Here is a 21,760-nt window from a genome sequence, read left to right as displayed (position 1 = left end):
GGTTAGAGCGACTTGCCGACCAGCGAGACCAGGTCAACGAGGCGGTTGGAGTAACCCCATTCGTTGTCGTACCACGAGACCACCTTGGCCTGGTTGTCGATCACCTTGGTCAAACCGGAGTCGAAGATCGAGCTGTGCGGGTCGGTGACGATGTCGCTGGACACGATCGGGGCGTCGTAGTACTTCAGGATGCCCTTCATCGGCCCCTCGGCCGCCGCCTTCATCGCGGCGTTGATCTCGGCGGCGGTGGCCGCCTTGTTCAGCTCCGCGGTCAGGTCGGTGACCGAGCCGGTGGGAATCGGCACCCGCAGCGCATATCCGTCGAGCTTGCCCTTCAACTCGGGCAGCACCAGGCCGATGGCCTTGGCCGCACCGGTGGAGGTCGGCACGATGTTCAGACCGGCGGCGCGGGCGCGGCGCAGGTCCTTGTGCGGCCCGTCCTGCAGGTTCTGGTCCTGGGTGTACGCGTGGATCGTGGTCATCAGGCCCTTGACGATGCCGAACTCGTCATTGAGGACCTTGGCCAGCGGCCCGAGGCAGTTCGTGGTGCACGACGCGTTGGAGATGATGTTCTGGCTGCCGTCGTACTTGTCGTCGTTGACGCCGAGCACGATGGTGATGTCCTCGTCGCTGGCGGGCGCGGAGATGATCACCTTCTTGGCGCCGGCGTCCAGATGGCCCTGCGCCTTGGCGCGGGCGGTGAAGATGCCCGTGGACTCGACGACGACGTCGACACCCAGGTCACCCCACGGCAGCGCGGCCGGTCCCTCACGAACCGCCAGCGCCTTGATCTTTGCCGGGCCCACCACGATGGTGTCCTCGCCTTCGAGGCTCACGTCGTGGGGCAGCCGGCCCAGGATGGAGTCGAATTTCAACAGGTGCGCCAGGGTGCTGTTGTCGGTGATGTCGTTGACGGCGACCACCTCGATGTCAGCACCGCCCTTCTCCTGCTGGGCCAACAACGCACGATAGAAATTGCGTCCGATCCGACCGAAGCCGTTGATGCCTACTCGGACTGTCACGGTGTTTCTCCCTCGTCTTCAAGTCTGCAGTTAACCCTGGCCGTCAGCCTAGATCAGTACTAGCAACGGTCGCGGAGCCGGTAACAGTCCCGAAACCTTCGAGGACGCTATGCCCGCGCGCTTCTGGATTCAAGTTGTGCGGGATCGAGTTAAACGGCGAGCTCGACGGCGCCCGCGGATTCAGGCCGGGCGACGGCGTGAGGAGGTTGTTGCGGCCCTACCGGACCACAAGCCGCGGCTCTCGCTCGATCGGCGAAAGCTCGGGCGGCGGCTCCACGGGAAACCGGCGGTGCAGGTTGTCGATCAGGCTGTCGAGAGCATTGCGTTCCTGCTCCTCGATGCGCGCCGTACGCCGGAAGACGGTCGCACTTTCGGCGTCACCCCGGGCTTCGGCGACAGCAATCGCCTTGTGGTAGCCGTCGATCCGTTGTTCGATCAGACGGCGATTCTGAGTGAGCAGCCGCAAAAAGTAGTCCGCCTGGCGCTGATCCGCCGTGTCGGCCGCGGCACGGTCGAAAGCACCCGCGGGCCGGTTCGTGGTCAGCGCCGACCCTGATTGATGGACGTGCCCCGAACCGGGACGGATTGCGGTCCCGTGAGGTGTCCGCACGCGCCGGTCACGACCACCGCTCGACCTGTGCGGTGCGGCCGAGCGCGCGTCACGCTCGTCGGATAAACCAGCGAAGTCCATCTCTTCTTCTCTCAACTGGCAGTTCAGCACTCAGCGCGGTAACAATAACTCCCGAAATCCGCCCGACGCCAGATAGTTCGGCGAGATCCGTAGGTCGCATTTGCTCGCACGGAGTGCACGCCGACTCGGCCACTGCGGGGACGGTATTTGCTTCGGCCGCTCATTGGACGACGACTACGAACAGCGTTGGCGAGTCGGACGCACGGTCACCGGAGACACCCGCCGGTGGGCCGCCACGTCCGTCGTCGCATGCCGTCGAGGGTCAATTCGGCTTCGCCGTCAATCGACGAATGTGTAGTCCAGCTCACATTTTTCGGCTTTTGTTTGTTCGAACACGTCCGTGCTGAAGTCCTCGCGAGCTCGGCCCGTGTTCGCCGATGCGGCCGCCCGACCCCAACCGATTCCGGCCATTTCCCCTCCCGTCATCTAGCGTTCATTCCGGCGCTCATCCGGTTGCCGGGCAGTAAGAGTGTTTGCCTGCCAGCCATGCGATGCAACGCCCTAGCTACCATCTAGGGACTCGGCTCGGGAAGTCTCGAGGAAGCCAAAGGGGGCATCGGTGAGCGAAGCGGGCGACACCAGTGGTGACGAACCCGAGATCGGCCAATTCGACCCGGGGCTGACCCAGCGCCTGATGGACGTGATGCGCCCGGTCTTGAAGAGGTATTTCCGGTCCGAGGTGCACGGTCTGGATTCCTTCCCGCCCGGCGGAGCACTGGTGGTCGGCAACCACTCCGGCGGCATGCTCCCGATGGACGTTCCGATCTTCAGCATCGACTTCTACGAGAAGTTCGGCTACGACCGGCCGGTCTACACGCTCAGCCACGACATCTTGTTCATGGGCGTGACGGGCGGCCTGTTCCGGCGCACCGGCTACATCCCGGCCAATCGGAAGAACGCCGCCAAGGCGTTGCGGTCCGGCGGCGTGGTGGTGGTCTTTCCCGGCGGTGACTACGACGCCTACCGGCCGACCCGCTCGGAGAACGTCATCGACTTCAACGGCCGCAAGGGCTACGTCAGCACGGCGATCGAAGCCGGTGTGCCGATCGTTCCCGCGGTGTCTATCGGCGGCCAGGAGACCCAGCTTTACCTGACCCGCGGCACCTGGCTGGCCGAGCGGCTGGGGATCAAGCGCCTGCTGCGCAGCGCCATCCTGCCGGTGTCGTTCGGCTTCCCGTTCGGGCTGAGCGCCGTCGTCCCCCCCAACGTGCCGCTGCCCACCAAGATCGTCACGCAGGTGCTGGAACCGATCGACATCGTCGCGCAGTTCGGCGAGGACCCCGACGTCGACCAGGTCGACGCGCACGTGCGCTCGGTCATGCAGGAGGCCCTCAACGAGCTGGCCGCCAAGCGACGCTTCCCGATTCTGGGCTGACATGGCATCCCTCCTGGATCAGGCTCGCGGCGTCTTAGGCGTCGTGTCCACGCTGCGACGCGCCGGCATGATCGCGCCGATGCGACCCGACCGCTACCTGAAGATGGCCGCGGCGATGCGTCGCGAGGGCATGGGCATGACGGTGGGTTTCGCCGGCGCCGCGCAGCGTTGCCCGGACCGGCCCGCCCTGATCGACGAACTCGGCACGCTGACCTGGCGGCAGCTCGACGAGCGGATCAACGCGCTGGGGGCCGCATTGCAGGCCCTGCCTTCCGGACAGCCGAAGGTGATCGGGATCATGTGCCGCAATCACCGCGGCTTCGTCGAGGCGCTGGTGGCGGCCAACCGGATCGGCTCCGACGTCGTGCTGCTGAACACGTCGTTCGCCGGGCCGGCGATGGCCGAGGTGGTCAACCGCGAAGGCGTCGACGCCGCCATCTACGACGAGGAATTCACCGCGACGGTCGACCGCGCGCTGGCCGACAAACCGAACGCCACCCGCATCGTCGCCTGGACCGCGGACCAGCACGAGCTGACCGTCGAGAAACTCATCACCGACCACCTCGGGCAGCAGCCGGAGCGTACCGGCCGCAAGGGCAAGATGATCCTGCTGACCTCCGGGACCACCGGAAGTCCCAAGGGCGCCAGGCAGTCGGGCGGCGGCGCCGGGATCGGCACGCTCAAGGCGATCCTGGACCGCACGCCGTGGCGCGCGGAGGAGACGATCGTGATCGTCGCGCCGATGTTCCACGCGTGGGGCTTCTCACAGTTGATCTTCGCCGCGTCGATGGCGTGCACGATCGTCACCCGGCGCAAGTTCGACCCGGAGGCGACGCTGGACCTGGTCGACCGGCACCAGGCGACGGGCCTGGCGGTGGTCCCGGTGATGTTCGACCGCATCATGGATCTGCCCGACGACGTCCGAAACCGCTACAGCGGCCGCTCCCTTCGCTTCGCCGCGGCATCGGGTTCGCGGATGCGGCCCGATGTGGTCACCGCGTTCATGGACCGGTTCGGCGACGTGATCTACAACAACTACAACGCCACCGAGGCGGGCATGATCGCCACCGCCACGCCGGCGGATCTGCGCGCCGCGCCGGACACCGCGGGCAAGCCGGCGGGCGGAACCGAAATCCGGATCCTGGACCCGGAATTCAACGAGATGCCCACCGGCGAGGTCGGCACCATCTTCGTGCGCAACGACACCCAATTCGACGGTTACACCTCCGGCAAGACCAAAGATTTCCACGCCGGGTTCATGTCGTCGGGCGACGTCGGTTATCTCGATGCGGCCGGACGGTTGTTCGTCGTCGGCCGCGACGACGAGATGATCGTCTCCGGCGGCGAGAACGTGTATCCGATCGAGGTGGAGAAAACGCTTTCCGCACATCCCGAGGTGGCCGAGGCCGCGGTCATCGGTGTCGACGACGAGGAGTACGGGCAGCGCCTGGCGGCGTTCGTGGTACTCGAGCCCGACTCGAGTACGACGCCCGAGACGCTCAAGCAACACGTCCGGGACAACCTGGCCAACTACAAAGTGCCGCGCGAGATTTCGGTTCTCGACGAGCTCCCCCGCGGCAGCACCGGCAAGATCGTGCGCGCCGAACTGCAATCCCGGGTGAGCGGCTGATGCGCCGCCTCAAGCCCCGGCCGCTGGCGCGCGCTGCGCTGGAATTGGCCAACGCCGCCAACGGATTACGACCGCTGGCCCGCAAGGGCTACACCACGGTGTTGGTGTTCTGGTTCGGCTGGCCGACGTCGGAAGTGCCCGGCCTGTACGCGGGCGCCTCGTTGCTGGACGTACTGCGGCGTGGCCGCCGCGGTGACTTCGCCGGGCGCCGGGGCAAGGCGGCGCTGGCCCTGACGGCGGCGTCCTGGGCGATCCTCGCGGTGATCCGCTATCGCAACGTCACCACCCCCGGCCCGGTGCTGGAGGCGGGGCTGCGCGAACAGCTGGGGGCCGATTACGCCGAGGCGGTGGCCTCGCTGCCGCAGACCGAGCCGGAGCGCCGGGGGCGGCTCAGCCTGCCGCGGGGCATCGCGGTGGCGCGCCGGCGCTACGTCGAGAAGACCAACGTCGTCTCCTACGGGCCGCACCGCGCCAATCGGGCCGATATCTGGCGCCGCCGCGACCTGCCGCGGGACGGCAAGGCGCCGGTACTGGTGCAGATCCCCGGCGGTGCCTGGGTGATCGGGATGCGCCGCCCGCAGGCCTATCCCCTGATGAGCCATCTGGCCGCGCGCGGCTGGGTGTGCGTGTCGGTGGGCTATCGGGTTTCTCCGAAGCACACCTGGCCCGACCACATCGTCGACGTCAAACGGGCGCTGGCGTGGGTGAAGGAGAACATCGCAGCCTACGGCGGCGACCCGAATTTCGTTGCCATCACCGGCGGTTCCGCGGGCGGGCACCTTTCCGCGCTGGCCGCGCTGACACCCAATGACCCCGAATTCCAGCCCGGTTTCGAAGACGCTGACACGTCGGTGGTCGCCGCGGTTCCGGTGTACGGACGCTACGACTGGTTTTCCACTGCCGGCGAAGGTCGCCGCGAGTTCGTCGAGCTGCTCGAAAAGTTCGTCGTGAAGCGCGAACTCGACACGCACCGCGACGTCTATCTCAATGCGTCACCGATCCGGCAACTGCGCGCCGACGCGCCACCGTTCTTCATCCTGCACGGGCACGACGACTCGCTGATCCCCGTCGGCGAGGCGCAGGAGTTCGTAGCGGAACTGCGAGCGGTGTCGAAATCCCCCGTCGCCTATGCCGAGTTGCCTTACGCACAACATGCTTTCGACATATTCGGTTCCCCGCGGGCACACAAATCGGCCGAGGCCGTCGCGCGCTTTTTGTCCTGGGTGTACGCGACGACCTATCTGCGCCGCGACTGACCGCCTAGCCCGACGGCGCGGCCTTCTCGAGTTCGGTCAGCGCCGCCTCGATCGCATCGGCCATTTGGTCGATGTCATTGGCGATCTCGGGGGTTGTCACAAAACCGAAGTCCAGGGAGTCCTGATAAGAGAAGCAGGTGATGTTCAGCGCGACGTCCATCACCGGCGGTCCCAGCGGCGCCAGCATGTCCAGTTTTGCGCCTGCCATGTACAGCGGCACCGGCGGTCCCGGAACATTCGACACGACCAGATTGATCGGAGCGAGGTTTCGCGACAGCCCGCTGGCCGTGTAGGCCCGCGCGGCCAACTGCAGCAGCCCGGGCGGTGTGGTCTCGGTGAGCCCCATGATCTGATGCGCGGACAAGGCCTGGGCCATGACCTTGGCGCTCGTGGTGCTTTCGTGGATGGCGCGCAACCGCTCGGCCGGGTCCTCGATGTCGGTGGCAAGGGACGCGGTCATCGAGCTGATCTTGTTGCCGACGTCGTCCTTGTTCTCGTCGGTTCGGGTGGAGACCGGGATCTGCGCGATCAGCGGCTTGGCCGGCAGCTCTCCGCGTTTCTGTAGGTAGTCGCGGGCGGCGCCGGCCACCAGCGCCAGCACGACGTCGTTGAGCTTGACACCGTAGGCATCCTTGACGGCCTTGGCCCGGGCCAGCTCGACGCGGCAGCCGGTCACCCGCCGGTGCGGCGAGACCGACGCATTGAACCGCGTCTTGGGCGCTTCGAAGAATCGGGGCGGCCTACTGGTCAGACCCAGCGCGGCGATCTGCTGGCGCACCGTCTGTTCCACCAACCGGGCGACGCGGAACGGCGTCTTGACGCCGACGTTGATCAGTGCGCCCACCGCACGCCGCTCAATCCCCGGAATCTTGTTTCCCACCAGCGATCCCACCGTCTGTTGTTGCGGCGGGCGGGGTTCCGGCGTGACGTCCAACAGGATTTCGCCCAGCCCGGCCCCGGACACCCCGTCGACGATCGCGTGATGCATCTTGGTCAGCGTGGCTACCCGGCCGCCCTCGACCCCCTCGATCACCCAGAGCTCCCACAGCGGCCGCGAGCGGTCCAGCTTGTAGGACATCAGCCGGCCCACCAGCTCCTCGAGCTCGCGGCGACCCCCGGGCCCGGGAACGCCGATGCGCCGCAGGTGGTAGTCGATGTCGAGGTCCTCGTCTTCGACGAACCAGGGTCGGTCCAGACCGAGCGGCGCCCCGGTGACCCGCCAGCGCAACTGGGGCAATTCGGGCAGTCGCTCGATCAGCATTTCCCGAAGTCGGGCGAAACTGTAGTCGGGCGCATCGCTGGGATCACAGATCGCCAGCGCACCCACGTGCATGTGCCAGCCCGCAGTTTCCGCCGACCAAAATGCCGCATCAACACTCGAAAGCCGCTTCATGGGATGACCGTAGCCCGCGCCAGCAAATCCCGTTGAGCTATCCGCGACAATCCCACCACGCGCCCCCCATATCGCTCCCCCGCGCCGCTTCGCGGCTTCCCGCACCCCCAGACGCGGCTAGGCGTCTTCCAACAAATCGGGCGTCACGGCCGACTCGGTGTCGGGGATGCCGTCGACCTTCGCCTTGCGGTCGGCCATCGACAGCAAGCGCCGAATACGGCCCGCCACAGCATCTTTCGTCATCGGCGGGTCGGCGAGCCGGCCCAGCTCCTCCAGGGAAGCCTGCCGATGCTCAACCCGCAGCTTGCCGGCCGTGGCCAGGTGGTCGGGGACGGTGTCGCCGAGGATCTCCAGCGCCCGCTCCACCCGGGCCGCCGCGGCGACCGCGGCCCGTGCCGACCGGCGCAGGTTGGCGTCGTCGAAATTGGCGAGCCGGTTGGCCGTCGCCCGCACCTCGCGGCGCATCCGGCGCTCCTCCCAGATCAGCCGGGTGTCCTGGGCGCCCATCCGGGTCAGCAACGCACCGATCGCCTCGCCGTCGCGCACCACCACGCGATCGGCGCCGCGCACCTCGCGCGCCTTCGCGCTGACCCCAAGCCGACGGGCCGCGCCCACCAATGCCAGCGCCGCTTCCGGGCCGGGGCAGCTGACCTCCAGCGCCGACGAACGTCCGGGCTCGGTCAGCGATCCATGCGCCAAAAATGCGCCGCGCCATGCGGCTTCGGCGTCCCCGATGCTGCCGCCGACGACCTGGGCCGGCAGACCCCGCACCGGACGCCCCCGCATGTCGAGCAGCCCGGTCTGGCGGGCCAGCGCCTCGCCGTCGTTGGCCACCCGCAGCACGTACCGGGTGCTCTTGCGAATCCCACTGGCCGACAACACATGCACGACCGCGTTGTAGCCATACAGGTCGAAGATGTCCTTGCGCAGCCGGCGGGCGATGTTGCCCAGGTCCACCTCGGCCTCGACGACCACCCGACCACCCACGATGTGCAACCCGCCGGCGAACCTCAGTAGGGCGGTGACCTCTGCTCGACGCGCGCTCACCGACTTCACTACCAAGCGGCTCAGCTCGTCCTTGACTTCGGTCGTCATCGCCACGCGTCGTCACCCCTTGGTCCGCTGCCAGCCGGTCCGTTCACGCCCGTCGGTGGACTTTCACCGTCGACCCGAATCTCTGCGGTGGCCTTCGCCGAAGGCGCTGCCGGACCCGTGCGGCCCGTTCGGACCCCGTCCAGAGCCGCCGCAAGCTTGCCCGGATCATGTAAAGGTGTACCAGGTCGGGCCACGTCGGCGAAGTGGACCTCGGCTCTCAGCAGGGTCGCAGTGCGGCGCAGCTGCTCGCGCTCCCGCTCGCTCGGCACTCGATCGACGTCGATGATGATGTCGTTGACGGTGAAACCGGGCGCGTGCTGCGCCAAGACATGCAGATGACGCTCCACCGAGAAACCGGCCGTCTCCCCCGGCTCGGCCACCAGGTTGAGCACCAGCGCACGCCGTGCCGTGGTGGCCTGCAGGGCCGCGGCCAGCTCCGGGACCAGCACGTGCGGGATCACGCTGGTGAACCACGAGCCGGGCCCCAGCACCACGAGGTCGGCGGCCATGATCGCGTCGACCGCCTGCCGGGTCGCCGGCGGATCCGGCGGGAGCAGTCGCACGCGGCGCACCTTGCCCGGCGTGGTCGCGATGGCGACCTGACCGCGGATCACCCGGAATATCCGCGGGTCGCCCTCCAGTCCGGACACATCGGCTTCGATCTGCAGCGCGATCGGACACATCGGCAGCACCCGGCCTTTGACGCCGAGGATCCGCCCCAGCTCGTCGAGGGCGGCGACCGGATCGGCCAGTACCTCAGACAGCCCGGCCAGCATCAGGTTGCCGATCGGATGTCCGGCCAGGGCCCCACTACCGCCGAATCGATGCTGCAGGATGGTCGCCCACAGACGCCCGTATGGACTGTCGGATGCCAACGCCGCCAACGCCATTCGCAGATCGCCCGGCGGCACCACGTCCAATTCGCTACGCAGCCGGCCCGACGAGCCGCCGTCGTCGGCGACGGTCACGATGGCGGTGACGTAAGGGGTCAGCCGGCGCGCCGCCGACAGCGTCGCGTACAAACCGTGTCCACCGCCCAGCGCGACGATGCCCTCGCTCTGTGGCGGGCTCATTCGCGGCCCAGATCCCGGTGCAACACCCGCACCGACAGTTGTTGATCGGCCCGCAACAACTGCATCAATGCCTCCGCAATCGCGACGCTGCGGTGTTTGCCGCCGGTGCAGCCGATCGCGACCGTCATATAGCGCTTGCCCTCCCGGCGGTAGCCGTCGACAACCAGAGATAGCAATCGATGGTAAGTGGCGAGAAACTCCGCCGCGCCCGGTTGCCCCACCACGTAATCGCGCACCGCCGGATGTTGCCCGGTGAGCGGCCGCAACTCGTCGACCCAGTGCGGGTTCGGCAGAAATCGCACATCCATCACCATGTCGGCGTCCATCGGCAGGCCGTACTTGAATCCGAACGACTCGACGGTGACGCTCGTCGACGTGCTCGCGTCGCCACCGAAGGCGCGCTCGATGCTTTCCCGCAGGCCCCGTACCGACAGGGTCGAGGTGTCGATGATCAGGTCCGCGGTCGCTCGAACCGATGCCAGCATCCGGCGCTCGGCCGCAATGCCCTCGGCCAGCGTCTGCTGGCCCTGCAGCGGATGGCTGCGGCGATTCTGCTCGTAGCGGCGTACCAACATGTCGTCGGAGGCTTCCATGAACACCACGCGCGGGGTGATATTGCGGGTGGCCAGTTCGGTGCGCACCTCGTCGAGGTCGCCGGTGAATCCGCGCGACCGCACGTCCATCACGACGGCGAGCTGGGTGATCCGCGATCCGGCCGCCAGACCGAAATCCACCATCCGCGTGATGAGCTGCGGCGGCAGGTTGTCGGCGACATACCAGCCGAGGTCCTCGAGCACCTTGGCCGCCGTTCCCCGTCCCGCCCCCGACAGTCCGGTGACCAGAACGACGTCGATCCCGGCGGCATCGGCGGCGTGGCCGTCGGTCAGTTCCGCGTGCCGTTCGCTGTCCCCGTAGTGACTCGTCATGCCGAGGCTCCGGGTTGCTCGGATTGCTGGGGTCGCAGCGCCTCGAGGACGGCCGTGGCCGTTGCCACGCCGATACCCGGAACGGCAGTGATCTGGTCGACGGTGGCCTCCTTGAGGCGGGCTATCGATCCGAAGTGAGTGACCAGCGCCTTGCGGCGATGCTCCCCCAATCCTGGCACCGAATCCAGCGCCGACGCGGTCATTCGCTTGGATCGCTTGCTGCGATGGTAGGTGATCGCGAAGCGGTGCGCCTCGTCGCGCACGCGCTGCAAAAGATAAAGCCCCTCGCTATTGCGCGGCATGACGATGGGATCCGGCTCCGACGGCACCCACACCTCTTCCAGCCGCTTGGCCAGGCCGATCACCGCGACATCGGTGACGCCCAGCTCCTCGAGAACCGCGCTGGCCGCGTTGACTTGCGGCGCGCCGCCGTCGACGACGTACAGATTGGGCGGGTAGGCGAACCGGCGTGATTTGCCTTCCGCGGAAAGCATATTCGGGTCGCCCTGGTCGCTGAGATGCCGCAGGAAACGGCGGCGGGTCACCTCGGCAATGGAGGCGACGTCGTCGGAGCGTCCTTGGCCGGCGGCTTCCCGGATCCCGAAGTGCCGGTAGTCCGACTTGCGTGGCAGACCGTCCTCGAACACCACCAGCGAGCCAACCACATCGGTGCCCTGCACGTGGCTGATGTCGACACACTCGATCCGCAGCGGCGCATCGGCCAACCCGAGAGCGTCCTGAATATTTTGCAGCGCAGCAGATCTGGCGTTGAAATCACCGGCCCGCTTCAGCTTGTGTTGCTGCAGCGCTTCTTTCGCGTTGCGCTGCACGGTCTCGGCCAGTGCCCGCTTGTCGCCGCGACGCGGCACCCGCAGCGCCACCCGGGAACCGCGCAGCCCGGACAGCCAGCTGGTCAACTCGTCGGCGTTGGACGGCAGACATGGCACCAGCACCTCACGCGGAACCGGGTTGGTCGATTCGTCGGCGGCGCCATCCAGCTCAGCCTGGTCGCCGTAGAACTGTGTCAGGAACTGTTCGACCAACTGCTCCTCGCCCGAATCGCCTGGGTCCGCAGACTTTTCGACGATCCAGCCGCGCTGACCGCGGACCCGGCCACCGCGAACGTGAAAGACTTGCACCGCGGCCTCGAGATCGTCGTCGGCAAACGCCACCACGTCGGCGTCGGTACCGTCGCCGAGCACCACGGCCTGCTTCTCCATCGCCCGCTTGAGCGCGCCGAGATCGTCACGCAACCGGGCCGCCCGTTCGAAATCGAGTTGATCGGACGCCGCGTGCATCTGCTGTTCCAGCTCGCGGGCAAACCGGTCGGTCCTGCCGGACAGGAAGTCGCAAAAGTCGTCGACGATCTGGCGATGTTGCTCGGCGCTGACCCTACCGACACACGGCGCCGAGCACTTGTCGATGTAGCCGAGCAGGCACGGACGGTCGATCTGCTTGTGCCGCTTGAACACTCCGCCGGAACAGGTACGTGCCGGAAACACCCGGGTGAGCAGATCCAGCGTCTCGCGGATCGCCCAGGCGTGCGAGTACGGGCCGAAGTAGCGCACACCCTTGCGCCGTGGACCGCGATAGACCATCAGCCGGGGAAACTCCTCGTTGAGAGTCACGGCGAGCACCGGGTAGGACTTGTCGTCGCGGTAACGGACGTTGAAACGTGGATCGAATTCCTTGATCCAGTTGTATTCCAGCTGCAACGCCTCGACTTCGGTGTTGACCACCGTCCACTCGACCTTGGCCGCAGTGGTCACCATCTGCCGGGTGCGCGGGTGCAGATTGGCGATGTCGGCGAAATATGACGTCAGCCGGCTGCGCAGGCTCTTGGCCTTGCCGACATAGATCACCCGCCCGTGCGCGTCCCGAAATCGGTAGACGCCCGGCTCGACCGGAATGGATCCGGGAGCAGGACGATACGTGGCGGGATCTGGCACGCATCCAGGCTAGTAGCCGCCAAACGGACGGCGGCAGATCGGGATCGCATGGCGAAAATTGGCCGCCTTTCGCCGGTCGCGAAAGCGCCGGACGGTTTGGGAGGCCCTGGTTCGGGCTAAGCACCGTGTTAGCTGTGGCGCTAGAGTGGTGCGATAGCTGGAGGGAGCTTACAAATGAGCAAACGACCGTTGGCCGGGCTGGCCGTTGGGGTTAGCTGTCTGGCATTGTCGTTGAGCGCGGGGGCGGGGGTCGCGTCAGCTGTCCCCGATATCGGACCGATGGTCAACACGACCTGCACCTATGACCAGGCGATGCGGGCGGTGCACGCGGAGAACCCGATGGCCGCTCAGTACCTGGACCAATCGCCGCCCAACCTGAAATTCCTGCAAACGTTCATGGCATCGTCGCCGGACCAGCGGGTCAATCTCCTGAAGCAGATCCAGAACAACCCGGGAGCAGACCAGGCGTTCCCGATCTTCAAACAGATGATGACCGACTGCAAGAATTACTGAGCAAACTTTCAGGCGGCCCGGCTGTCGAGTTGCGCTCTTCTTTTCGAGGCCCAGTCCGCCATTGGAAAACCGGGTTTGAAGTCGCACGCCGATAGCATCAGCGCTGTCCGCGCAACCACCACCAGCCCGTAATCGCAGGTCCAATCCGGGCGGGCCATGGTCCACACCAAGACACCGCCCGAGGGTGTGCCGAAGGAGCTGAGCCGCATCGGCTGAAAGTCCCCGAGTGGGGAATGACCGATCGCGTCGGCGTGGCACTTCGACACGGCGCCAAACCCCTTCCACACCACCTCTTGAGCGTTCAACTTCTTGTCGTAGACGTCAACCGACTCGGCGTAGAGCGCCGGGCTGCTGAACTTGTATTCCGAGTCGGCGTGGTCCGACGAGCGGGCCGGCCGCAGCGGCGAACCCTTGAACAGCAGGGCCGCCGAGCATTCGGGCGGCTGGACGCTGGTGAAGTAGCTGTCGCCCACCGGAACCGCGGCCGCCACACCAAGAGGCGTGGTATCCCCATCCTGCAGTAGCAAGTCGCGCGCCGGCATCCTCGCGGGCGCCGGCGACGCGGACGGCGAACCCGCGCCCGGGGACTGGTCGGGAGCCCGAATCGCGCGGCCGCTGACCGACGTGGTGCACGCGCACAGCATCAATGCGACCAGGACGGATGCGACAGCCCCCCGCAAATGACGCGCCATCGGGCGATCCTACGGCAATGTCGTCGCCCCCGGTGTTCAGCGCGCGCGCAGGTCGGGCCGATAGCGGGCCAACAGCGACCGCACCCTGTCCATCGCATCCACGGCCCGGCCCTTGTCGACGGCCTGGATCGCCATCACCGGGATGTACTCGTCGTCGGGCAGGTCGATGTGCGCCCAGCGGCTACCGGCCGGAAACGACACCCCGACCACCTCCGACCAGGGAACTAACCGGTCTCCCAACAGGTTTCGCACCGAGAGCCCGGCCGACCCGACTCGCAGCCGGGGCCGGGCGAACAGCAGTACCAGCCCGGCGATGAGCAGCCCCAGAATGGCCATCGCCACCTGATCGGCGGTTTGGAAGATCACGCCGCTGGCGCTCGTCTTCAGCAGCAAGCCGACGGCGATATGCGCCATCGCGATCAGAAATGCCGCACCGTAAGCAAATAGCGGCGTCCAATGTGGACGCAGTTCGACATCCCAGTCCTGTCGGGACGACAGTCGACTCACGACCGAGCGCGCAGGTCACGCAAGGTCAGCGCGGCGGTCAGGGCAGCACCGGCCGCCTGAGCGCCCTTGTCCTCCGCGGACGTCGGAAGCCCGGCCCGGTCCAGTGCCTGCTCCTCGGTGTTGGTCGTCAGCACCCCGTTGGCAACCGGTGTCGACGCGTCCAAGGAAACCCGAGTGAGACCCTGGGTTACCGCATCACAAACATACTCGAAATGTGGTGTTGCACCACGGATTACGACGCCGAGGGCGATAACGGCATCGTGGTTGCGGGCGAGCTCCTGGGCCACCACCGGGATCTCGATCGCGCCGTGCACCCGCACCACCGTCGGGCTGTCGATGCCCGAGTCCGCGGCCACTTTCTGGGCGCCGGCCAGTAGCGCGTCACAGATGGTGCTGTGCCACGTGCTTGCGACGATACCGAGCCGCACGCCGGACGCATCGAGTTCCCCCGCCTCCGGAACGCCAACTCCACTCACAAAGCACCACCGAATTCGCCTGGCAGATGGACGGATTCGTGGAAGTCGTCCAGCCCGACCAAGTCGTGTCCCATCCTGTCCCGTTTGGTCATCAGGTAACGAATGTTCTCCGCGTTGGCACGCACCGGAAGGGAGACGCGCTCGATGATGTGCAGCCCGTAGCCGTCCAGCCCGACCCGTTTGGCCGGGTTGTTGGTCAGCAGTCGCATCGATCGCACGCCGAGATCCGACAGGATCTGCGCGCCGATTCCGTAATCCCTTGCATCGGCGGGCAATCCGAGCTTGAGGTTGGCGTCCACGGTGTCTTCGCCGGCGTCTTGCAGCTGATAGGCCTGCAGCTTGTGCATCAGGCCGATACCGCGGCCCTCGTGACCGCGCATGTACAACACCACGCCGCGCCCCTCCCGCGCGACCATGGCCATCGCGGCGTCGAGCTGGGGCCCGCAATCGCAGCGCCTGGAGCCGAAGACGTCTCCGGTCAGGCACTCGGAGTGCACTCGGACCAGCACGTCGTCGCCCTCGCCGTTCGGCCCGGCGAGGTCGCCGCGGACCAGCGCGACGTGTTCGACGTCCTCGTAGATGCTCGCATAGCCGATGGCCTTGAATTCTCCGTGCCGGGTCGGGATGCGCGCTTCGGCAATGCGCTCGATGTGCTTTTCGTGCTTGCGCCGCCACTCGATGATGTCGGCGATCGTGATCAGCGCGAGGTCGTGCTCGTCGGCGAAGACCCGCAGCTCGTCGGTCTGGGCCATCGCGCCCTCGTCTTTCTGACTGACGATCTCGCAAATCGCGCCCGCGGGCTGCAGGCCCGCCATCCGGGCCAAGTCGACGGCGGCCTCGGTGTGGCCGGGTCGCCGCAGCACACCGCCGTCCTTGGCGCGCAACGGAACTACGTGACCGGGGCGGGTGAAGTCATCGGCAGCGCTGGTGGGATCGGCAAGCAGCCGCATCGTGGTCGCGCGGTCGGACGCCGAAATCCCGGTGCCGACACCGTTTCTTGCATCGACGGTGACCGTGTAGGCGGTGCCGTGCTTGTCCTGGTTGAGCGCGTACATCGGCAGCAGCCCCAACCGGTCGCAGACCGCGCCGTCCAGCGGGACGCACAGGTATCCGGACGTGTAGCGCACCATGAAAGCCACCATCTCCGGCGTCGCCTTCTCGGCGGCGAAGATCAAGTCGCCCTCGTTCTCACGTTCCTCATCGTCGATGACGACCACGGCCTTACCGGCCGCGATGTCGGCAACCGCCCTCTCGACGGAATCCAACCTCGTCATCTGCGCTGCCTTGCTGTCGTGCCAAGCAACACGCGAAGCCCGCGTATTGCTACAAGTATGAACCACGCACAGCGCAGGGTTATTGCCGCTACTTTCGGCACCACTTCGACAGTCACATCGGGGATTCGCGTCGGGTTCGCGGCCGCGCTGACCAGCGCGTGGCGCCGCCCCTGAGCATCGGCCCGAGAGCACGGCGCGGTGTGACAATTATTACGGAGAATGATTAAGCGCACGACGATCGATATGCACGCAAAGCCGTGACCCGTGCGGGCCGGCGCGAAGTGCTAGCCGGTTCGCCTCATCGGCATCTGGATCACCTGGCCGCCACCACAATCGCCCGCGTATTGGGCCAGCCACCTGCCGACCGAACCACCGAGCTCGATGAAGTGCGTCCACTTGCTGACCGCGGCGGTGGCGGAGGGGTAACTGGAAAACCGCCCCAGCGACACGTCGCGCCCGTCGTCGCCGACCAACTCGTAACTCGTGTAGTCGCGCACCCGGTGCTCGACGATGGTCAACACGGTGTCGTTGACTTCCCTGCTCCACAGCGCTCGCGATTGCGCGTCGGCCTTGCGGGGGGCCAACGTCGCTACCGCTTCAAATGCGAGGTCTTCGTAGACGGCCTCGGCTAACCTCTCGACGGACATTTCTGCAGCTCCTTCGCTTGGTTAAAGCGGCCGGCCTATGCGATCGAGTATGGACCCGCAAAGGGCTGCGTGGGGGTTTAGAACAGGCGTGTCGCCATGGTGTAGTGCGATCGTGACTATTGTTACCAAAATGCAATCTTTGACCAGGGCCTATACCCGACGGCCGCACGCCTGCCCGAGCTCAGTAGCTGACACCGCCGTTGCACGAAACTGATTGCTGCAGTGCATAATTCACGAATCCACTGCTTCTCATCGCCAGCTGGCCGGTAAGTCGATGATGTGGTTCGGGCAGAAGTCCTGGGCCCCCAGCGAGATCGCGTTTCGCGCGTCCTGCGCCGTCATCTTGCCGCGCAACACCATGAACGCGTATTCGGCCGGCTGATAGCCCGAATCATGTCCTTCCGGATCGTCCATCAGTTGGCACGCTTCTTTTTCCTGACTCGCGTCGGCGTGGGCGGTTCCGCAGCCCACCAGCGACGCCATCCACAGCAGGGCGCCGGCGGCGATTGCGGGAGCGCCTCTCATGGATTTCTCGCGGCCATCAGCCGCTCGACATATTTCGCAATCACATCGACTTCGAGGTTCACCTGGGTGCCGACCGGAGCATGACCAAGGGTGGTCAGTTCCCGGGTGGTCGGGATCAGGGACACCTCGAACCAATCCCGCGGCTGGGCGCCAAGGCCGGAGACCGTCAACGAAATACCGTCGACGGTGATCGACCCCTTCTCCACCACATAGCGAGCGACCGCCGCGGGGATCTCGATGCGCACCACTTCCCAGTGTTCGGAGGGCGTGCGGGCCACCACCTGCCCGGTGCCGTCGACGTGCCCCTGCACGATGTGGCCACCGAGCCGGCTGTTGACCGCGGCGGCACGCTCCAGGTTGACCCGTTTGCCGACCTGCAACCCGCCCAGGTTGGACCGGTCCAGCGTTTCGGCCATCACGTCGGCGGTGAATTGGCCGTCGGCCAGCAGCTCGGCCACCGTCAGGCAGACACCGTTGACGGCGATCGAATCGCCGTGGCCGGCGTCGGCGGTGACGACGGGTCCGCGGATGGTCAGGCGGGCGGCATCGGTGAGGACGTCCCGACCGGTGATCTCTCCGAGTTCCTCGACAATTCCGGTGAACATTCCACCAGGCTAATTCGCCGGTGCTTTGCCTGGTGAGCGACCACGACCGACGCGCGGAACGCCCTCGTCGCGGGGCTCACCCGACCCCACGTCCCAAGGCCCGGTCATCGAGACCCACTACGATGCACGTTATGCAGACACGCCGCCGTCTAACGGCCGTCCTCGCTTCCCTGACCCTCGCCACCGTCCTGATCGCCGGTTGCTCGTCGGGGTCGAAGAACAGCGGCGGCCCCTTGCCCGACGCCACGACACTGGTCAAGCAATCCGCCGACGTCACCAAGAACCTCAAGAGCGTGCACCTGGTGCTGTCGACGCAGGGCAAGATTCCCGGCCTGCCGATCAAGCAGCTGACCGGCGACCTGACCACCACCCCGAACACCGCCGCGTCGGGCAACGCCCAGCTGTCCATGGCCGGCTCCGACATCGACGCCAACTTCGTGGTCTACGACTCGGTGTTGTACGCCACGCTCACCCCCAACAAGTGGAGCGACTTCGGCAAGGCCGCCGACGTCTACGACGTCTCGGTGCTGCTGAGCCCGGACGCCGGCCTGGGCAACGTGCTGGCGAACTTCACCAACGCCAAGGCCGAGGGCCGCGAAACGATCAACGGCCAGACCACCATCAAGATCAGCGGGAATGTCACCCCGGATGCGGTGAACAAAATCATCCCCAGCCTCGCCGCGTCGCAGCCCGTGCCGGCGACCGTGTGGATTCAGGAGAGCGGCGATCACCAGCTGGTCCAGGCCAACCTGGAGAAGAGCCAGGGCAATTCCGTCCAGGTGACGCTGTCGGACTGGGGCAAGCCGGTCACCGTGACCAAGCCCCCGGTGAGCTGATGAGCATGCGAGCCGGACGCGGAATCGCGATCAGCGCGGGCAGTCTCGCCGTACTGCTGGGCGCCCTGGACGCCTATGTCGTCGTCACGATCATGCGCGACATCATGAGCGACGTTCATATCCCGATCAACCAGCTGCAGCGCATCACCTGGATCATCACGATGTACCTGCTGGGCTACATCGCAGCGATGCCGCTGCTGGGCCGGGCTTCCGATCGGTTCGGCCGCAAGCTGGTGCTGCAGATCAGTCTGTCGCTGTTCATCGTCGGCTCGGTGGTCACCGCGCTGGCCGGGCATTGGGGCGATTTCCACCTGCTGATCGCCGGCCGCACCATCCAGGGCATTGCCAGCGGCGCGCTGTTGCCGGTCACGCTGGCCCTGGGCGCCGATTTGTGGGCACAGCGCAACCGCGCCAGCGTACTGGGCGGAATCGGTGCCGCGCAGGAGCTGGGCAGCGTGCTCGGCCCGCTGTACGGGATCTTCATCGTCTGGCTGTTCCACGACTGGCGCTACGTGTTCTGGATCAACGTCCCGCTGACCTTGGTCGCCATGGTGATGATCCAGTTCAGCCTGCCCTCGCACCAGCGCGTGGAGGAGCCCGAAAAGGTCGACGTCGTCGGAGGTCTCCTGCTGGCCATCGCGCTGGGCCTGGCGGTCATCGGGCTGTACAACCCCCAGCCCGACGGTAAGACGATATTGCCCAGCTACGGATTGCCGCTGGTGATCGGGGCGGTCGTGGTCGCGGTGCTGTTCGTGCTCTGGGAGCGCTTCTCCCGCACTCGGCTCATCGAACCCGCCGGGGTGCACTTCCGGCCGTTTCTGGCCGCGCTGGGCGCATCGGTCGCCGCCGGCGCGGCGCTGATGGTGACCCTGGTCAACGTGGAGCTGTTCGGCCAGGGCGTGCTGCAGATGAGCCAGACGCAGGCCGCCGGCTTGTTGCTGTGGTTCCTGATCGCGCTGCCGATCGGAGCGGTGCTGGGTGGTTTCATCGCGACCCGGATCGGCGACCGCGCGATGACCTTTATCGGGCTGCTGATCGCGGCGTACGGCTACTGGCTGATCCACTACTGGCGCATGGACGTGATGACCCAACACCACGACGTCTTCGGGGTCAGCCTGCCGCTGGTCCACACCGACCTGCTGGTGGCCGGTCTGGGACTCGGCCTGGTGATCGGGCCGCTGACCTCGGCCGCCCTGCGGGTGGTTCCGTCGGCCCAGCACGGTATCGCCTCCGCGGCGGTGGTGGTAGCCCGGATGACGGGCATGCTGATCGGCGTCGCGGCGCTGAGCGCTTGGGGGTTGTACCGGTTCAACCAGATCATCGCCGGGCTGTCGGCGAAGATCCCGGCCGACGCGACGCTACTGGAACGCATCGCCGCCCAGGCCACCCTGTACCTGAAGGCCTTCGCCCTGATGTACGGCGACATCTTCGCGGCCACCGTCGTCATCTGTGTGGTGGGCGCGCTGCTGGGCCTGCTTCTGGGCGGCCGTAAGCAACACGCCGAGGAGCCGGAAGTCGCCGAGCAGGAAACCGTCGCGGCGGGCGAGCGCTAACCGCTCTGCGGCACCAGGCTGAGCAGTAGATCCGGGCCGATCCGGTCGGCGCCGTCGAACCGCCACCGCAACGCCCGGGTGATGGTGGGCACGCCCACGTCGCCGACGGCGGTGACGGGTCCGCCCAGCAGGACCGGCGCGACGTAGGTCAGGATCCGGTCGATCGCCGCTTCCCGCAGGAAGGCACTGGCCAGGGTGGGGCCGCCCTCCAGCAGCACATCGGTGCGGTCCGAAAGCGCCTTGAGTACCTCCATGGGGTCGCGGGTGCGAATCACCATGGTGCGCGAATCGTCGTTGAGAACCTTTGCCTCGGAATGTATTTCGCGCATGCCGACCACGACGCGCAGCGGTTGCTTCGCCGCCAGCGAACCGTCGGGCAGCCGGGCGGTCAGCGCCGGATCGTCGGTCAGCACGGTGCCGGTCCCGACGATGATCGCGTCGGCCGCGGCGCGGCGACGATGCAGGTCCAGGCGGGCCGCCTCGCTGGAGATCCACCGGCTGGTGCCGTCGGCGGCGGCGCTGCGACCGTCGAGACTGCTGGCGTATTTCCAGGTCACATGCGGCAACCCGGTGCGCTGCTTGTGCAGCCACTCGCGCAGCGGCCCGCCGGCGACCTCCGCGGCCAGCACGCCGGACTTCACTTCCACGCCCGCTTCCGCCAACCGGGCCGCCCCGCCGGCCGCGACCTCGTTCGGATCGGTGACGGCATAGACGACCGTCCGCACGCCCGCGTCGATCAGCGCGTTCACACACGGCGGAGTCTTGCCGTAGTGGTTACACGGCTCCAGCGTGACCACCGCGGTGCCACCGGCCGCCAGGCCGCCGGCCCGGCGCAGCGCCAGCACCTCGGCGTGGTCGCCACCGGCCGGCTCCGTGGCGCCGACGCCGACCACCTGGCCGCCGGCGTCCAGGATCACCGCCCCGACCGGCGGATTCGGATAGGTGCCGCCCTTGACCAGACAAGACTGTTCGACAGCCAACCGCATTGCGGCGTCGAGGCTCTCGACAGGCCGACCGCTCACCGGCGTAGATGCGGCGACGCGGCACCGGCCTGGCGTCGCAGCGCCGCGACCGCAGCCTGGGGGTCCTGCGCGCCATAGACCGCGGAACCGGCGACGAAGCAGTCGACCCCGGCCTCGGCGGCCTCCTCGATCGTGTCCGCGTTGATGCCGCCGTCGATTTCGACCAGAATCGTCAACTCCCCCGCGTCAACCATCTTCCGCACGGTGCGGACCTTGCTCAGCACTTCGGGGATGAAGCTCTGGCCACCGAAGCCGGGCTCGACGGACATGATGAGCAGGGTGTCGAACTGGGGCAGGATCTCCAGGTAGGGCTCCAGCGGGGTCCCCGGCTTGACGCTGATCCCGGCCTTGGCACCCGCGGCCCGGATATCGCGGGCCACCCCGATCGGGTTCTCGGTGGCCTCGGCGTGAAAGGTGACGTTGTAGGCGCCCGCCTCGGCGTACGGCGGAGCCCACCGGTCCGGATTGTCGATCATCAAGTGGCAATCCATCGGAATCCGGGTGGCGGCCAGCAAGCTCTCCACCACCGGCAGGCCGATCGTCAGGTTGGGCACGAAGTGGCCGTCCATCACGTCGACGTGCAGCCAGTCGGCACCCGTGACGGCGGCCGCCTCGTCGGCGAGCCGGGCGAAATCGGCGGCCAGGATCGACGGAGCTATCAGGGGTCCACCGCTGCTGCCGGCCATGTGTGCCACATTAC

22 protein-coding genes are annotated in these 21,760 nt (G+C 66.9%); 6 read left to right on the top strand and 16 right to left on the bottom strand.

Translation table 11 applies throughout. The features are described 5' to 3' along the window. Positions 1-2: 2 nt before the first annotated feature. Together gap and OK015_RS12955 are read right to left on the bottom strand one after the other, a co-directional pair. A complete protein-coding gene (gene gap, locus OK015_RS12960) occupies positions 3-1,022 on the bottom strand; it encodes a type I glyceraldehyde-3-phosphate dehydrogenase (protein WP_268131963.1) in 1,020 nt (339 codons plus the stop codon). Positions 1,023-1,239: 217 nt separating this feature from the next. Further along, a complete protein-coding gene (locus OK015_RS12955; protein WP_268131962.1) occupies positions 1,240-1,713 on the bottom strand; it encodes a hypothetical protein in 474 nt (157 codons plus the stop codon). Positions 1,714-2,347: 634 nt separating this feature from the next. On the opposite strand from OK015_RS12955, the gene OK015_RS12950 reads away from it, so the two are divergent. The 3 genes from OK015_RS12950 to OK015_RS12940 are packed head-to-tail and all read left to right on the top strand — an operon-like array spanning position 2,348 to position 5,974. Continuing rightward, positions 2,348-3,088, top strand: coding sequence for a lysophospholipid acyltransferase family protein (locus OK015_RS12950; protein ID WP_268132692.1), 741 nt, complete (start codon positions 2,348-2,350; stop codon positions 3,086-3,088). Position 3,089: 1 nt separating this feature from the next. Further along, on the top strand, positions 3,090-4,718 hold the full coding sequence (gene fadD12 / locus OK015_RS12945) for an acyl-CoA ligase FadD12 (RefSeq protein WP_268131961.1): 1,629 nt from the start codon (positions 3,090-3,092) through the stop codon (positions 4,716-4,718). Then, a complete protein-coding gene (locus OK015_RS12940) occupies positions 4,718-5,974 on the top strand; it encodes an alpha/beta hydrolase (RefSeq protein WP_268131960.1) in 1,257 nt (418 codons plus the stop codon). The genes fadD12 and OK015_RS12940 overlap by 1 nt, the downstream gene beginning before the upstream one ends. Positions 5,975-5,978: 4 nt before the next feature. On the opposite strand, the gene OK015_RS12935 is transcribed toward OK015_RS12940, so the two are convergent. The 5 genes from OK015_RS12935 to uvrC all read right to left on the bottom strand — a co-directional run bounded on the left by OK015_RS12935 (position 5,979) and on the right by uvrC (position 12,410). After that, entirely contained in the window at positions 5,979-7,367 is a 1,389-nt protein-coding gene (locus OK015_RS12935) for a WS/DGAT/MGAT family O-acyltransferase (protein WP_268131958.1), read from the bottom strand. Between the two features lie 117 nt (positions 7,368-7,484). Further along, positions 7,485-8,462: a DNA-binding protein WhiA gene (gene whiA / locus OK015_RS12930; RefSeq protein ID WP_268132690.1), complete on the bottom strand. Its 978-nt coding sequence runs from the start codon at positions 8,460-8,462 to the stop codon at positions 7,485-7,487. Continuing rightward, on the bottom strand, positions 8,459-9,535 hold the full coding sequence (gene yvcK, locus OK015_RS12925; RefSeq protein ID WP_268131956.1) for a uridine diphosphate-N-acetylglucosamine-binding protein YvcK: 1,077 nt from the start codon (positions 9,533-9,535) through the stop codon (positions 8,459-8,461). The genes whiA and yvcK overlap by 4 nt, the downstream gene beginning before the upstream one ends. Beyond that, positions 9,532-10,461 (bottom strand): RNase adapter RapZ, encoded by a 930-nt coding sequence (rapZ, locus tag OK015_RS12920; protein WP_268131955.1) that lies wholly within the window; start codon positions 10,459-10,461, stop codon positions 9,532-9,534. Before rapZ ends, yvcK begins: the two co-directional genes overlap by 4 nt. After that, positions 10,458-12,410 (bottom strand): excinuclease ABC subunit UvrC, encoded by a 1,953-nt coding sequence (uvrC, locus tag OK015_RS12915; RefSeq protein ID WP_268131954.1) that lies wholly within the window; start codon positions 12,408-12,410, stop codon positions 10,458-10,460. The genes rapZ and uvrC overlap by 4 nt, the downstream gene beginning before the upstream one ends. 174 nt (positions 12,411-12,584) lie before the next feature. Between uvrC and OK015_RS12910 the strand changes: the two genes are divergently transcribed. Next, complete coding sequence (locus tag OK015_RS12910) at positions 12,585-12,923, top strand: hemophore-related protein (protein ID WP_268131952.1); 339 nt, start codon at positions 12,585-12,587, stop codon at positions 12,921-12,923. Positions 12,924-12,931: 8 nt separating this feature from the next. Here the strand turns inward: OK015_RS12910 and OK015_RS12905 are convergent, their stop codons facing one another. The 7 genes from OK015_RS12905 to OK015_RS12875 form a co-directional block, all read right to left on the bottom strand. Then, positions 12,932-13,615: a hypothetical protein gene (locus tag OK015_RS12905; RefSeq protein ID WP_268131950.1), complete on the bottom strand. Its 684-nt coding sequence runs from the start codon at positions 13,613-13,615 to the stop codon at positions 12,932-12,934. Between the two features lie 36 nt (positions 13,616-13,651). Next, positions 13,652-14,113 carry a PH domain-containing protein gene (locus tag OK015_RS12900; RefSeq protein ID WP_268132688.1) on the bottom strand — a complete coding sequence of 154 codons (462 nt, stop codon included), beginning with the start codon at positions 14,111-14,113 and terminating at the stop codon, positions 13,652-13,654. A 5-nt stretch (positions 14,114-14,118) separates the two neighbouring features. Beyond that, complete coding sequence (ribH, locus tag OK015_RS12895; RefSeq protein WP_268131949.1) at positions 14,119-14,598, bottom strand: 6,7-dimethyl-8-ribityllumazine synthase; 480 nt, start codon at positions 14,596-14,598, stop codon at positions 14,119-14,121. Beyond that, on the bottom strand, positions 14,595-15,872 hold the full coding sequence (locus tag OK015_RS12890; protein ID WP_268131947.1) for a bifunctional 3,4-dihydroxy-2-butanone-4-phosphate synthase/GTP cyclohydrolase II: 1,278 nt from the start codon (positions 15,870-15,872) through the stop codon (positions 14,595-14,597). The genes ribH and OK015_RS12890 overlap by 4 nt, the downstream gene beginning before the upstream one ends. Positions 15,873-16,156: 284 nt before the next feature. After that, entirely contained in the window at positions 16,157-16,519 is a 363-nt protein-coding gene (locus tag OK015_RS12885; RefSeq protein WP_268131946.1) for a hypothetical protein, read from the bottom strand. A 249-nt stretch (positions 16,520-16,768) separates the two neighbouring features. Next, positions 16,769-17,044 (bottom strand): hypothetical protein, encoded by a 276-nt coding sequence (locus tag OK015_RS12880; RefSeq protein ID WP_268131944.1) that lies wholly within the window; start codon positions 17,042-17,044, stop codon positions 16,769-16,771. Continuing rightward, entirely contained in the window at positions 17,041-17,649 is a 609-nt protein-coding gene (locus OK015_RS12875; protein WP_268131942.1) for a riboflavin synthase, read from the bottom strand. Before OK015_RS12875 ends, OK015_RS12880 begins: the two co-directional genes overlap by 4 nt. Positions 17,650-17,780: 131 nt before the next feature. Between OK015_RS12875 and OK015_RS12870 the strand changes: the two genes are divergently transcribed. Further along, the gene (locus tag OK015_RS12870) at positions 17,781-18,485 is read left to right on the top strand and encodes an LppX_LprAFG lipoprotein (RefSeq protein WP_268131939.1); all 705 of its coding nucleotides are present in this window, start codon (positions 17,781-17,783) and stop codon (positions 18,483-18,485) included. A 5-nt stretch (positions 18,486-18,490) separates the two neighbouring features. Continuing rightward, positions 18,491-20,038 carry an MFS transporter gene (locus OK015_RS12865; RefSeq protein WP_268132686.1) on the top strand — a complete coding sequence of 516 codons (1,548 nt, stop codon included), beginning with the start codon at positions 18,491-18,493 and terminating at the stop codon, positions 20,036-20,038. On the opposite strand, the gene ribD is transcribed toward OK015_RS12865, so the two are convergent. Next, a complete protein-coding gene (gene ribD, locus OK015_RS12860) occupies positions 20,035-21,024 on the bottom strand; it encodes a bifunctional diaminohydroxyphosphoribosylaminopyrimidine deaminase/5-amino-6-(5-phosphoribosylamino)uracil reductase RibD (protein WP_442791298.1) in 990 nt (329 codons plus the stop codon). The two genes, OK015_RS12865 and ribD, sit on opposite strands and share 4 nt — an antisense overlap. 32 nt (positions 21,025-21,056) lie before the next feature. Beyond that, the gene (gene rpe / locus OK015_RS12855) at positions 21,057-21,746 is read right to left on the bottom strand and encodes a ribulose-phosphate 3-epimerase (RefSeq protein ID WP_442791247.1); all 690 of its coding nucleotides are present in this window, start codon (positions 21,744-21,746) and stop codon (positions 21,057-21,059) included. Between the last annotated feature and the right edge of the window lie 14 nt (positions 21,747-21,760).

It is taken from the genome of Mycobacterium sp. Aquia_216 (genome assembly GCF_026723865.1).
GTDB lineage: Bacteria > Actinomycetota > Actinomycetes > Mycobacteriales > Mycobacteriaceae > Mycobacterium.
This window is presented reverse-complemented; position numbering and strand designations above follow the sequence as displayed.

Excerpts from the sequence above, each read along its gene's own strand:
- OK015_RS12955 (WP_268131962.1), bottom strand. The coding sequence starts at position 1,713 with ATGGACTTCGCTGGTTTATCCGACGAGCGTGACGCGCGCTCGGCCGCA.
- OK015_RS12950 (WP_268132692.1), top strand. The coding sequence starts at position 2,348 with ATGGACGTGATGCGCCCGGTCTTGAAGAGGTATTTCCGGTCCGAGGTG.
- fadD12 (WP_268131961.1), top strand. The coding sequence starts at position 3,090 with ATGGCATCCCTCCTGGATCAGGCTCGCGGCGTCTTAGGCGTCGTGTCC.
- OK015_RS12940 (WP_268131960.1), top strand. The coding sequence starts at position 4,718 with ATGCGCCGCCTCAAGCCCCGGCCGCTGGCGCGCGCTGCGCTGGAATTG.
- OK015_RS12935 (WP_268131958.1), bottom strand. The coding sequence starts at position 7,367 with ATGAAGCGGCTTTCGAGTGTTGATGCGGCATTTTGGTCGGCGGAAACT.
- whiA (WP_268132690.1), bottom strand. The coding sequence starts at position 8,462 with ATGACGACCGAAGTCAAGGACGAGCTGAGCCGCTTGGTAGTGAAGTCG.
- yvcK (WP_268131956.1), bottom strand. The coding sequence starts at position 9,535 with ATGAGCCCGCCACAGAGCGAGGGCATCGTCGCGCTGGGCGGTGGACAC.
- rapZ (WP_268131955.1), bottom strand. The coding sequence starts at position 10,461 with ATGACGAGTCACTACGGGGACAGCGAACGGCACGCGGAACTGACCGAC.
- OK015_RS12910 (WP_268131952.1), top strand. The coding sequence starts at position 12,585 with ATGAGCAAACGACCGTTGGCCGGGCTGGCCGTTGGGGTTAGCTGTCTG.
- OK015_RS12905 (WP_268131950.1), bottom strand. The coding sequence starts at position 13,615 with ATGGCGCGTCATTTGCGGGGGGCTGTCGCATCCGTCCTGGTCGCATTG.
- OK015_RS12890 (WP_268131947.1), bottom strand. The coding sequence starts at position 15,872 with ATGACGAGGTTGGATTCCGTCGAGAGGGCGGTTGCCGACATCGCGGCC.
- OK015_RS12885 (WP_268131946.1), bottom strand. The coding sequence starts at position 16,519 with ATGTCCGTCGAGAGGTTAGCCGAGGCCGTCTACGAAGACCTCGCATTT.
- OK015_RS12880 (WP_268131944.1), bottom strand. The coding sequence starts at position 17,044 with ATGAGAGGCGCTCCCGCAATCGCCGCCGGCGCCCTGCTGTGGATGGCG.
- OK015_RS12875 (WP_268131942.1), bottom strand. The coding sequence starts at position 17,649 with ATGTTCACCGGAATTGTCGAGGAACTCGGAGAGATCACCGGTCGGGAC.
- OK015_RS12870 (WP_268131939.1), top strand. The coding sequence starts at position 17,781 with ATGCAGACACGCCGCCGTCTAACGGCCGTCCTCGCTTCCCTGACCCTC.
- OK015_RS12865 (WP_268132686.1), top strand. The coding sequence starts at position 18,491 with ATGCGAGCCGGACGCGGAATCGCGATCAGCGCGGGCAGTCTCGCCGTA.
- ribD (WP_442791298.1), bottom strand. The coding sequence starts at position 21,024 with ATGCGGTTGGCTGTCGAACAGTCTTGTCTGGTCAAGGGCGGCACCTAT.
- rpe (WP_442791247.1), bottom strand. The coding sequence starts at position 21,746 with ATGGCCGGCAGCAGCGGTGGACCCCTGATAGCTCCGTCGATCCTGGCC.